We start from the raw sequence: 12,774 nt of genomic DNA, 5'->3' as shown, positions 1-12,774 counted from the left end.
TGTCCGGGTATTTTTTTTGTTTATCGGAAAAGATCGCACTTAAATCAAACATCTGTCGGTGTGAAAGCCCTTTCAGAGGATTTATTATTAATCATGCAAGCAACGATCTAATTGACATAGGGGGTATCATTCGTGAAAAGAAAACGGGTATTGTACGTACTCATCACTTGTTTGCTGGTTTCTTTACTAACTGCTGCCTGTTCATCTGACAACAAACAGGTGGAATCCAAAGACCCCGCTACAGGTAACGAGAAGGTGAAATTAGTGGCCTGGATCTGGGAGACCGCGAAAGACGGGCTGGATTTGAATATGGAAGCCTTCAAGGCTAAGTATCCCAATATTGAAGTCGAATTCCAGACAATGAAATCAACGGATTTGTATTCCAAATATTTAATCACTTCGAGTACCGGAGATGCGGTACCGGACATAATTGCCGTGGAATCGACCAACTTGTCTCAAATCGTACAAATCGATTCATTGCTTGACATCACTGATCAGGTCGCTCCATACAAGGACAAGATGAGTGCCTATAAATGGAGAGATGCCACCAAGGACGACAAAGTTTACGCGATGCCTTGGGATAGTGGGCCAGTCGTAATGTTCTACCGCAATGATCTGTTCGCTCAGGCCGGATTACCTACTGATCCTGCCGAGGTAGCACAAAAGATTCAAACTTGGGACGATTATTACGAAGCGGCAAAATTGATCAAGGACAAAACGGGAGCGATGATGTACGGGGATTCTAAGACGAATTCCAGCAACCGGATGTTTGAATCGATGATGTGGCAACGTGGTTTGTGGTACTTCGATGATGAAGGCAATGTCGCCGTTGATTCGCCTGCAATCAAGGAAAGCGCCGATTTCCTGATCAAGATGCAGAAAGAGGGGCTTGTCTTTGATGCCCGTGCTAACACAGATCCTTGGGGAAATGCAATCCGCGATGGAAAAATTGCGACCATTGTCGGCGGTTCCTGGCATGATGCGATCATTGAAAACCAGTATTCTCCGGCAGATAAAGGTAAATGGTCCGTCACAATGATGCCTAAATGGTCCAAGGACGACAAATATACAGGTGCGAACCAAGGTGGAGCAAACCTGGCGATTAACAAAAACTCCAAACACCCCGAAGAGGCATGGCAGTTTATTGAATTCATGCTCGGAAACGAAGAGTCCCAAATCAAAATGATGACAGACGCAGGTTTGTTCCCGGCTATGATGTTGAATGATGATGATGCTTCCCTGGAGGAAAAGTCCGAGTATTTCAACAATGAGCCGATCCGCAAATTATATGGAGAGTCGCTGGCGAACACATACCCGCTTGCGTATACGTCGGATTTTCCTATGGCTAACAAGCTGATGACCGATGTCTGGGCGAAGGTATTCCTGAACAATGTCAGCTCGGAAAAAGCATTAAAAGACATGGCTGATGAGCTGCGCAGCAAAACAAAGAGAAACTAACTTCATTTTGATAGGATTGGAGGGAACGATATGAAGTCATCCAAGTGGAACAAGCAGATGCAGATTGCTCCTTACATCTACATATCACCCTATTTCATCTTGTTTTTTATCTTCTCGTTGTATCCGATTCTGTATTCGATTTATATCAGTTTGACGGATTGGAATGGATCTGGAGAGAAGCTGTTTATTGGGTTTGATAATTATGTGCAGTTGTTTAGTGACAACGACTTCTGGCTGTCGCTTTGGAACAGTACGCTGATCTTTTTGATGTATGTACCATTAATGCTGTTTGTGGGACTGATTTTGGCGTCGATGTTAAATTCCAACTGGATGGTAGGTAAGGGTTTTTTCCGGATGGCGCTGTTTGTACCGAATTTCGTCTCCGTCGTCGCCGTTTCCTTCGTCTTCATTCTGTTATTGAATACTCAGGACGGACTGATCAACAATGTACTCAGAAATATAGGTCTGATTGACAATCCCATACCATGGTTGGAATCTCCTTGGTGGGCTCGGTTCTCTGTCGCGATGATGGTGTTGTACCGCTGGCTCGGCTACAATATGCTGCTGCTCCTTACGGGCTTACAGAACATTTCGAAGGATTTGTATGAAGCCGCATACGTGGATGGAGCTACGAAAATCAAAAGCTTTTTCTATATCACCATCCCTCTGGTCAAAAAGATGTTGTTGTTCTGTACGGTACTCTCTACGATCGGAACGTTCTCGCTCTTTACCGAGCCGTTCATTCTGACCCAAGGTGGGCCGCTTAACTCAACCTTAACTCCAGTGCTCATGCTATACAGAGAAAGCTTCCAAAACTTTAATTTCGGTTACGCATCTTCCATCGCTGTCTGCTTCTTTATTCTCATGATGGTTATCTCTTTGTTGCAAATGCGTATCTTCGACGATAAAGAGTAGGCGGGAGGATACTATGGGAAAAACACTTAAATTACAAGACGCAGCCACTTCCGGTAGCAAAAGTATCTGGTCATCGTCGTTGGCTTTTGCATTAATGGTCATTGTCTCCCTGTTTACTTTGTTCCCGTTGTTCTGGTTGTTCAGTTCATCGTTAAAGGACATCAGTGAGATCTTCATAAATCCGCCGATCTGGATTCCGTCGACGCTGCATTGGGAAAACTTCAGGGAGCTATTCGTGGAGCGAAAGTTCGGGATCATTACGTGGAACAGCTTCCTGTTATCTACAACATCTACTATAATCGCCTTAATATTTTGTAGTTTGGCCGGATTTGCATTCGCCAAGTACAAGTTTAAAGGTAAGAAGTTCTTGTTTGTCCTTGTGCTGGCGTCGCTTATGATTCCACATGAAGCAACCATGGTTCCATTGTTCTCGATTTATAAAAACATGCATCTCATCGACAACATTTGGGGCGTAATTCTGCCGGATTTGGCAAATGCTTTCGGGATTTTCTTCATGCGTCAGTATTGCATGTCCCTTCCCGACGAGATGATGGAGGCCGCTCGCATCGACGGCTGTAGCGAATTCAAAATTTTCCGCCGAATCGTCCTGCCGAATCTAAGATCGGGTTTTGCTGGACTGGGGATTATTCTATTCGTGAAGCAGTGGAATAACTTCCTGTGGCCATCCGTAATTTTGAGATCCCAGGAAAATATGACTCTGTCCGTTGCGCTTAAGGCGCTTGAGGACAGTAACAATACACCTTACCATCTCATTATGGCCGGTTCGGTTATCAGCGTGCTTCCGCTGTTGATCATCGTATTGATCTTCCAGAAGCAATTGATTGCCGGAATGATCGACGGTGCGATCAAAGGCTGATGCTTATGCCCAGAAAGAGGTTGATCCTTACGGATCAGCCTCTTTTTTGTTACCAGATTGTAGGGAGGCCAGACGCCGTTAAGGGGACACGGATAGAGACCAATCCGAGGCGAAGAAGTCCTTCGCATCCATGATTTAGAATGGTTCACCTTTTTGCAATGCCTTGCGGTAGGAGAGTGGAGATTGGTCTACCATTTTACGGAAGGATCGGCTGAATTGGCTTTGATCATCGTAACCGACTCGGCGGGAGATCTCGTTCACGGTTAAGTTGGTACGAATGAGAAGCTCCTTGGCAAGTTGTATACGATAATTGCGCAAGTATTCGATTGGAGGTAACCCTAGCGTTTGCCGAAACAAGTAGTTGAAGTAACTAGGGCTGAGATAAACATGTGCGGCAAGGTCCTCCAGGCGAATCATCTCATGAACATGCTCGCGTATATAGACGCACGCTTTCGTGATTCGGGGATCTAGGTTATGTTCAGCCTCGGGGAGATGTGGTTCGTGCAAGGCAAGATACTCGATAAACCACTGATGCAGCGCCTCTTGCACCTTTAGCCAAGCAATCGATGTTGGTACATTAGGCATGAACATAGGAGAGGAGGATTCTACGAGAGAACTTGTCTCCATTTCTAACTGTTCGAAGCGTTCGATAAGGTGCTTCCATCTAAGTGTCAGAGCTGCCAGATCACCGAGCTTATACTGAGCTGTAATAAGGGGAATGGGGTGCACCTCTGTAAGGCTGAAGGGTCCCAGGTTCACATCACAGCCAAGTGACAAGTAGTGGAATCGGTTTCCTGAGGTGTCTGGAAGCAGCCGATATGTAACACCTTGCGGAAAGAGGATGAGGTTGCCGGGACTAATTCGATATATATGTTCCGCGACTTCAATCTCCCTTGTTCCTTCGAGAACTATCCAAAAGACAGGGAATGGACTGATTCCGGGACCAAAGGAGAACTTGTCCGGCTTTAACATGTTTCTAACCCATCGTAGATGAAGCTGAAGCCTAAGTACTTGAACACTTGTATCCATCATGGACTTCATCTATTTTCCTCCAAGTAATAACTAGTGAAATCTTCCATTTTGCTAATCATTATAGCATTCTAGGCAATCTTCGTCATTGTATTAAAGGCTTGTTGTCTGTGACTGACGAACCAGGGATGCCGAATCCTGGACCGTAAAAAATGCCAAAAAGACCGTCGTTGACGCCATAGTTAGAAGATCAGCTGCATGATAGGTTTAGTTATGTGTAGTGCACTAAGAGCTTTCAATAAAACACTACGAGGAGAGAGATGGATGATAAATAAAGAAACGAGCAGAAAGCCGAATATTGTCTTTATTTTGGCAGATGATCACGGTGCGTGGGCATTGGGCAGTGCAGGAAATCATGAAATACAGACCCCACACTTAGATCACTTGGCGGAGGAGGGCACCCGGTTTGATAGCTTTTTTTGTGCTTCACCCGTGTGCTCACCTGCCCGTGCATCGATTCTGACAGGAAAAATTCCCTCCCAGCATGGTGTTCATGATTGGATCAGCTCCGGCAATGTGAATATAACGGAGATCAATGAAGATATTCGAGGGAAATTTCCGGGTGAAGTAAGCGCAGTCGAATACTTGCAAGGACAGCTTACATACACGGAACTGCTTGCTAGCAGCGGGTATAATTGTGCACTGAGCGGAAAATGGCATCTCGGAAACAGCACGAAACCTCAGAAGGGCTTCAGTAATTGGTTTACCATCGCGCGCGGGGGCTGTTCCTACATGGCACCTGACGTCGTGGAGAATGGACAAGTCAAGATTGAGAATCGGTATATTACGGATCTGATTACAGAACATGCACTTCATTATTTGGATGAGCTTAGTAAAGAAGAGAAACCATTCTACTTAAGCGTGCATTATACTGCACCGCATTCGCCATGGGATCGTTCGGAGCATCCTGAGGAATACATTCAATTATACGAAAATTGCTCTTTCAACTCCGTACCTGATCTGCCTACGCATCCTGATCTATCGCCGAGTTGTCCTACAGGGCAAGGAGAGCAGCGCAAGGAACTGCTACAGGGCTACTATGCATCTGTCACCGCGATGGATGCGGGCATTGGAAGCATCTTATCCCGTATCGAAGAGCTCGGTCACAAGGAGGATACACTTGTCATCTTCATGGGTGATAATGGGATGAACATGGGGCATCACGGAATTTGGGGTAAAGGTAATGGGACATTTCCTTTGAACATGTACGATACTTCGGTTAAGGTGCCGGCGATATTTAGACATCCCGGAGTGATTCCAGCCGGAAGTATATGTGATGAGTTGGTCAGCCAATATGATATATTTCCTACGCTGTGCGACTACCTTGGAATCACCGCCCCTGAACAGGACGCTATGCCAGGTGTCAGCTTTGCTTCGCTATTGAACGGTGATGACAACAGTTGCCGCGAGGACGTAGTCATCTTCGATGAATACGGACCGGTGCGAATGATCCGTACGAAGGAATGGAAGTATGTTCATCGCTACCCTTATGGACCTCATGAACTGTATGATCTGAGAAATGATCCCGAAGAGAATGTGAACCGGGTGGATGATCCGACGTGCAAGGATTGCCTTAACGATATGCGTTCGCGTCTGGCTGACTGGTTCCGTCAATACGTGGTGCCGGAGCGCGATGGTGTGTATGCACCGGTTAGCGGTTCCGGGCAGCTTGCACCGATATGGGATGGTCGGTCCGAAGGGGAAAGGTTTAGCCGTTTATAGTTAAGCGAGCGGCGTAATGCTATGCGGATAAAAATTAATTGTTGAACAGCGGCTAGCCGAGCATAACTAGCTAGCCGCTGTTCAATGTCAGACCAGTACATAACAGGGGCGGTTCAATATCACTTCTCTAGTAATGGAGATAGTGGATAACGATTTCATATTCAATTCTTCATACTACGGCGATAAAGGAGAGGCGAAACACCTTCGTCCCTTTTAAAGAGTTTAGAAAAATAACTTTGACTACAGAATCCTGCCTCTTGAGCAACTTCTCCTAGACTGTTCTCGGACTGAGTAAGAAGCTTCTTGGCGACTCGCAGCCGGTGTTTGATGATATATTCTGTAACGGTGCAGCTCGTGGCGAGTTTGAATGTGCGAGATAAGTAACCTGGACTGATGAATACATGGTTCGCGAGTTCTTCCGTCGTTAACGGAAGGCGGTAGTTCTCTTCAATGTATTGAATTACTTGGTGAACATGCTCTGGATATCGCAGTGGTGCTCCTCTATTCGTGGAATGGTCATGTTCTGCCAAGGTGATGGCGGCATCGGTAAAAATTTGGGTCAGATGCGACGAAGCGGTAAATTCATAGCCCGGCGGTCTTTTCTCAAATAGAGACACCAGTTCTTCGAACAGTCGCCTCACCAGTACCAAATCGCGTACGTTCAGGACGGGATTTTTGGCACACTGGAGTGCCCTATAATAATCCACAGCTTGGGCTCCGCCGAAGCGAACCCATATAATCTCCCATGGATCCTCCGGGTCGGCGTAGTATTCATGCTCTTCAGTCAAATCCAGCAGGAGAAGCTGGCCCGTGCTGACCGAATGCGTCTTGCCCCGCCATACCACATACCCTCTTCCACGTAGAACGAGCCGAATCGAGTACGGCTGAAAGATACGTTTCACCCGATAATCGGGCTGGCATTGGTACCATCCCAGATCATGCACAAAGAACAGGAATTCTTTGGCCATTTGGCTTGGTGTATGGGGAATGGTTTTATAGAAATACGGATACGGATTCAATTTCATGACCTTCTCTCTTTCGAGTGATCAGGATTGTTATAAAAGTGAGTCGAATGTTTGTATACGACCTTCATCTTACATTGTAGCATAGGATAAAAACGGGCTAAATCCCCATTTATAGCCCTCATCAAGGAGGAAAACGGATTATGACAAAACAAACTCATGTATGGCTGATTACAACGGACCAAATGCGAGCCGATACCATAGGCTTCGAAAATCCCAAGGTAAAGACCCCGGTACTGGATCACCTCGCTTCCGAAGGCACAGTATTTACGAGTGCTTACTGTGCAAGCCCTGTTTGCACTCCTTCTCGTGCTTCAATCTTTACGGGACGTTACCCGCATGTTCATGGAGCATGGAATATCGGCGTCTCTTTGAATGAGGACGAAGTGACGCTGAGTGATCATCTAAAGGAGTCAGGCTACCGGACGGTGGGCGTAGGTAAGATGCATTTCCGTCCACAGTGTAAAACCGATTTCTCCACCGAATCCGAAGAGGTAAGTTACCGAGATCGCGGCCGGGAGAAGGATGGCACTTATTATGGTTTCGATGAGCATCATATTTCTGAAGATAACGCGACAGGCGAATATCTTGACTGGCTTCGGGCGCAAGATTCTGCCGTGGCTGATCGCTTTATCAAGAATCGCTGCCGTACAGAGAACGCAGACGGGGACGTGTGGGAAAGCGATATGCCTGCAGAGTTGCATCAGACCTACTGGACAGCTGAAAAGAGCATCGAGGCTATACAAGCCCATGATCCGGCACAGCCGTTATTCCTTTGGACAAGCTTTGTCGATCCGCATCATCCGTTCGATCCGCCGCAGGCGTATGCGGAACTTTACGCCAATACGGAGATTGATCTTCCGCAAGAGTTCTCAGCAGACGAACTGCGGTCACGTCCGGAGCATCTATTACGACAAGGCGACCGTGGATACTGGCCTGGAGGCGGGGAACAGCACCAGTATTCCAGTGACCGTCTAAGCAGGGTAATCCGGAATTATTACGCAATGATCACGTTTATCGATGAGCAAATTGGTCGAGTTCTTGAGGCCTGGAAGCAGAAAGGCATTGAAGATAATCTAATGGTCGTATTTACGAGTGACCATGGAGAATTGCTCGGCGATCATGGATTGATGTATAAAGGACCATGGTTCTACGAAGGATTGACTCGCGTTCCGATGATTATGCGCGTACCGGGAATGACCAAGGGCAGTCGAAGTGAAGCGTTGATTGAGCATGTTGATATTGTGCCCACTGTTCTTGAGGTGATCGGCAACGAGTGCCCTTATGGCGTGCAGGGGATTTCGCAACTCAAGGTATTGGAAGGCAGCGCGTCCAGTCTCCGGTCATCGGCACTAACTACTTACAACGCGCATGATAGAGGGGTTCATGCCAAATGTCTGCGAACCAATCGTTATAAACTGGTCATATTCGCGGGTGAGACTTACGGTGAGCTGTTCGATCTCTTCAATGATCCCGGAGAACATCTGAATTTATTTTTTGAGCCGGCTGCCAAGGAAGTGAAGCTACAGCTTATGGAGCAGCTGGTGCATCGACTCATTCAGGATGAGGATCCGCTACCGGAGCGGAAGACCAACTGGTAAAACCCAGTGAATGGTTCAGAAGTTTAAGAAAATCATGGTCAAGATAAAAAGCTCAATATAAGCTTGAAGAGCATGGTCAAGCGACTGTATAGTAAAGCTAAGTGCTGGAACTATTTTAAAGTTAACGACGGATAACAGTTAATGAAATCGCTTTAACTATTGATGGTTAGGTAGTGCCGCTGATTATTCAGGACATTTTAAGGCGATACGAAAGCTCGTTCAAGCAAATTTCGCGAACTTAACAACAGGTAAAGGAGCTGGGTTCAATGCTTAGGAAATTACACTTTAGTGAAGGTTGGCGGTTTCAACTAGAAGACGGTGAGAGCCTTGTGGAAGCCAGACAGAAAGGTTTCAACGATTCGGCTTGGCGCAGGGTGAATTTACCGCATGATTGGAGCATTGAGCTGGATTTTAATCCAGAGTCGGCTTCGACACATGAGGGGGGATATTTGGACGGCGGAATTGGATGGTACCGTAAGACGTTTGCGCTACCTCAGTGGACTGCAGGGAAGAAGTTATCCATCGATTTTGAGGGGGTATATATGAACAGCACCGTTTATCTGAATGGTGAGGTGCTTGGAACATACCCATACGGATATAATGCTTTTACCTATGACATAACCGACAAAGTTTTTACGGATGGCCGCGAGAACGTGCTTACTGTTAGGGTGGAGAACATTCAGCCAAGCAGTCGGTGGTATTCCGGAAGTGGGATTTATAGAAACGTGTATCTTACGGTTACGAACGTGGTTCATGTAGACAGGTACGGAACTTTTGTCACTTCGCCTGATTTGGAGGAGGAGCTCAAGCAGAACAGGGCATGCGTAAGCCTGAAGACGAAGGTGAAGAATGATTCAAAGGATCAATCATCTGTGACGGTGAAATCGGTGATTTATGATGGGGACGGAAATGTAGTAGCGACTTCAGAAACCGAAGATATGGTTATTGAGAGCGGTGCCATTGGACAATTTGAGGACCGTGCTTACATTCATAATCCGAAGCTGTGGAGCACAAGTGAGGATAACCGCTATCGATTGGTCACAGAAGTAGTAGCTGATGGACAGTTGATGGATGTTTATGAAACTAAGTTCGGGTTACGCTATTTCTCGTTCGATTCGAATGAAGGATTCTCACTGAATGGACAGTATATGAAGCTGCATGGAGTTTGCATGCACCATGATTTGGGGGCTTTGGGTGCGGCAGTGAACGACCGAGCTGTGGAACGGCAAATGCAAATCATGAAGGATATGGGCGTCAACGCCATTCGGGTTACCCATAATCCTGCTGCTCCCGAACTGATCGAAATCTGCAACCGACTTGGGCTTCTTGTTATAGAGGAGACATTCGACACATGGAATCTATCGAAAAAAGAATATGACTATGGTCGCTTCTTCGCTCAATGGGCAGAGCATGACACCAAGGAAATGGTAGATAGAAACAAAAATGAACCTTCCATTATCATGTGGTCGATCGGCAATGAAATATACGACACAACCAGTCCAGAAGGGGTGGAAATCGTTCGAAGTTTGGTGAAGTGGGTTAAGGAGATTGACACCACCAGGCCAACGACAATCGGGGAAGATAAAACGCGAGGCGATAAGGTATCAGTCACACCGTTAAACGAGCATATTGAGGCTATTTTTAACGAAGTCGACGTCGTTGGCCTTAATTATTCGGAAAATAATTATCTCGGATATCATGAGCAGCATCCGGAATGGAAGATCTACGGTTCAGAGACTTCATCGGCAACACGTTCAAGAGGCGTTTATACACATTCCTATGAGTATAACATGAGCACGACCTACGATGACCGGCAGCAATCGTCCTATGATAATGATTTTGTGGCCTGGGGAAGAACAGCTGAGGACGCTTGGATACATGATCGTGATTCTAAACATATTGCAGGACAATTCATATGGACAGGATTCGATTACATAGGCGAGCCTACGCCATATTACAATGCCTTCCCATCTAAGAGTTCTTATTTTGGGGCGGTAGACACAGCCGGATTCCCGAAGGATATTTACTATTATTATCAGAGCCAGTGGAGCCAGAAGAAGGTGGTGCACATCCTGCCACACTGGAATTGGAGTGAGGGGGAGACCGTTCGGGTACTCGTATATACGAATGCACGGAAAGCCGAACTACAGCTAAACGGCAAGTCGTTGGGCGAGCGAAGCTTTGAGGCGAAGACAACATCGTGGGGAAAGGTATACTTAGAAACTACGGACGGTAAGACCTATCTGGAATGGTCGGTTCCTTTTGAAAAGGGGACATTGACCGCTATAGCCAAGGATGAACACGGTCAGGTTATCGGAGAAGCAAGTGTTAAATCGGTTGGAGAACCGTTGGCGATCCGATTAACCGCAGATCGTGGCCAAATAAATGCTGACGGTCGTGACCTTGCGTTCATTACAGCAGATATTGTGGATCATGAGGGAAATATTGTGCCTACAGCTGATCACCTGATCGAATTCAGTGTTTCAGGTAAAGGCATCCTGGCTGGTGTTGATAACGGGGATGCGGCTAGCATCGAGCGGTATAAGGATAACAAGAGGAGCGCATTTAATGGTAAAGCGCTCGCTATTGTACAAGCTCTGAAGGAGTCTGGTGAGTGTGTGCTGCAGGCGAGTTCGGCAGGCCTTACCGGCAGCTATGTTGTTATTTCCACGAAGGATCAAGAGCCTTTAACCAAGCTGATCTCAGTCGATATCACGGCTTCTCAGACGAAGTTAAATGTGAATGAGACAGTAGACCTTGGCGTCATCGGAACTTTTAGTCATGGGGAGTTGGCTGAATTACCTCAAGTCGTATCTATAACTTATGAAATTGATAGCAGTGCCGCCGAAATCAAGAACGGAAGGCTTCTTGCAGCAGCAGAAGGGCAGGCCGGCGTAACGGCGACGATTACTTATGGAGACGTTGTGATGACAACGCCGAAGCTTTCGTTCCATATCCGTACGGATAGTGGGGAGGGGGCAAGTGATTCTGCCAACTTGACAGCTGATAAGGAAACTGTGGTTAGAACGGCAATTGCCTTGGAACAGGTTAGTATGGCCGTATTGGAAAACCGTCAACCACATCTCCCTGAATCGGTAACCGTATATTTTAACGATGGAACAGAGGAACGCCAAGAAGTTCAGTGGGACGAGATTTCTGCTGAGCGCCTTCAAACAGCCTCTGAATTCGAGATTGAAGGTATCGTTGCCGGTGTAGATATGAGGGCCAAAGCATGGATTCGAGTGACTGAAGAATTCGGGGTCATGCATAATATAAGCAGAGCGAAGAACGGGTACGATTATCCGAAGGCGGAAGCTTCTTATGAATGCAGCGGAGTGGGTTCGGTTAACCGTGTCGAGGTGATCCATGACGATGTCATATCGTATGAGGAATATCCGAATAACCGGTGGACGAATCACTCTGAAGCAGCACGCTCTTCTGATTGGATATCCATTACATTTGGGGATTACGGGCCTGTGGAATATGTAGTGGATCAAGTCGAGCTACACTGGTATGAGGACCGGGATTGCTCATCTCCTGCTTCGCTTAAGATCAGTTATATGCAAGGAAGCGAATGGGTCGAGGTAACGAATATGCAGAGTCCGCTGGCTGTGGTATCGAAACAACCGAATGCTTATACATTTGATCCAGTCAGAACATCGGCCATCAGAATTGATATGACTGCCAAACCGGGTAAGGCCATTGGTGTGACTGAGGTGAAAATATTCGACAAGCTTCCGAAGGCACATACTGAGGTTAAGGTTAGTGATATATTACTGGACGGTAAGAGCATTATTGGTGATTTTGTGACCAAACCAGGTGCCATCCATGAGTGTGTTGTAAAACTTGAAAGTGGAGCTAAAGTTCCAGTTATCAACGGGGCTGGGATAGACAATACCTCTATAACGGTTGTACCTGCAGCTTCACCATCGTCGCCAGCGAGATTGATTGCTCGGTCGGAGGATGGTAAGAAAACTGCCGAATATCGAGTTTATTTCAAGATCTGATAGGATTGAAAATTGAAGAAACGATTGCTTTAAGGTATTTATCTGAATATATTCATTCGTTAATAAAACCCGGCAAGAGAGCATGCCGTTTCTTCTTTTTTATTTTTTAGTTTACTTCAGATATGTGAAATGCTTTATCAATA

The 12,774-nt window shown here is 46.4% G+C and carries 8 protein-coding genes; 6 read left to right on the top strand and 2 right to left on the bottom strand.

All coding sequences use genetic code 11. The features are described from left to right. Positions 1-132: 132 nt before the first annotated feature. The 3 genes from ACFQV5_RS18755 to ACFQV5_RS18745 are packed head-to-tail and all read left to right on the top strand — an operon-like array spanning position 133 to position 3,250. Complete coding sequence (locus ACFQV5_RS18755; protein ID WP_379248894.1) at positions 133-1,458, top strand: ABC transporter substrate-binding protein; 1,326 nt, start codon at positions 133-135, stop codon at positions 1,456-1,458. A gap of 30 nt (positions 1,459-1,488) precedes the next feature. Then, positions 1,489-2,373: a carbohydrate ABC transporter permease gene (locus ACFQV5_RS18750; protein WP_379248893.1), complete on the top strand. Its 885-nt coding sequence runs from the start codon at positions 1,489-1,491 to the stop codon at positions 2,371-2,373. A gap of 13 nt (positions 2,374-2,386) precedes the next feature. After that, positions 2,387-3,250, top strand: a complete 864-nt coding sequence (locus ACFQV5_RS18745; protein ID WP_379248892.1) for a carbohydrate ABC transporter permease — start codon at positions 2,387-2,389, stop codon at positions 3,248-3,250. A 135-nt stretch (positions 3,251-3,385) separates the two neighbouring features. Here ACFQV5_RS18745 and ACFQV5_RS18740 read toward each other — a convergent pair whose 3' ends face one another. After that, entirely contained in the window at positions 3,386-4,291 is a 906-nt protein-coding gene (locus ACFQV5_RS18740) for a helix-turn-helix transcriptional regulator (protein WP_379248891.1), read from the bottom strand. A gap of 252 nt (positions 4,292-4,543) precedes the next feature. Here ACFQV5_RS18740 and ACFQV5_RS18735 point away from each other — a divergent pair, with 252 nt between their 5' ends. Next, positions 4,544-6,001 carry a sulfatase family protein gene (locus tag ACFQV5_RS18735; RefSeq protein ID WP_379248890.1) on the top strand — a complete coding sequence of 486 codons (1,458 nt, stop codon included), beginning with the start codon at positions 4,544-4,546 and terminating at the stop codon, positions 5,999-6,001. Between the two features lie 161 nt (positions 6,002-6,162). Here ACFQV5_RS18735 and ACFQV5_RS18730 read toward each other — a convergent pair whose 3' ends face one another. Next, complete coding sequence (locus ACFQV5_RS18730) at positions 6,163-7,026, bottom strand: AraC family transcriptional regulator (protein ID WP_379248889.1); 864 nt, start codon at positions 7,024-7,026, stop codon at positions 6,163-6,165. A 140-nt stretch (positions 7,027-7,166) separates the two neighbouring features. Between ACFQV5_RS18730 and ACFQV5_RS18725 the strand changes: the two genes are divergently transcribed. Further along, positions 7,167-8,624 carry a sulfatase family protein gene (locus ACFQV5_RS18725; protein ID WP_379248888.1) on the top strand — a complete coding sequence of 486 codons (1,458 nt, stop codon included), beginning with the start codon at positions 7,167-7,169 and terminating at the stop codon, positions 8,622-8,624. 266 nt (positions 8,625-8,890) lie between these two features. Next, complete coding sequence (locus tag ACFQV5_RS18720; protein ID WP_379248887.1) at positions 8,891-12,631, top strand: glycoside hydrolase family 2 TIM barrel-domain containing protein; 3,741 nt, start codon at positions 8,891-8,893, stop codon at positions 12,629-12,631. Positions 12,632-12,774: the final 143 nt, after the last annotated feature.

The organism is Paenibacillus sp. GCM10028914, assembly GCF_042666275.1.
GTDB lineage: Bacteria > Bacillota > Bacilli > Paenibacillales > Paenibacillaceae > Paenibacillus_AQ.
This window is presented reverse-complemented; position numbering and strand designations above follow the sequence as displayed.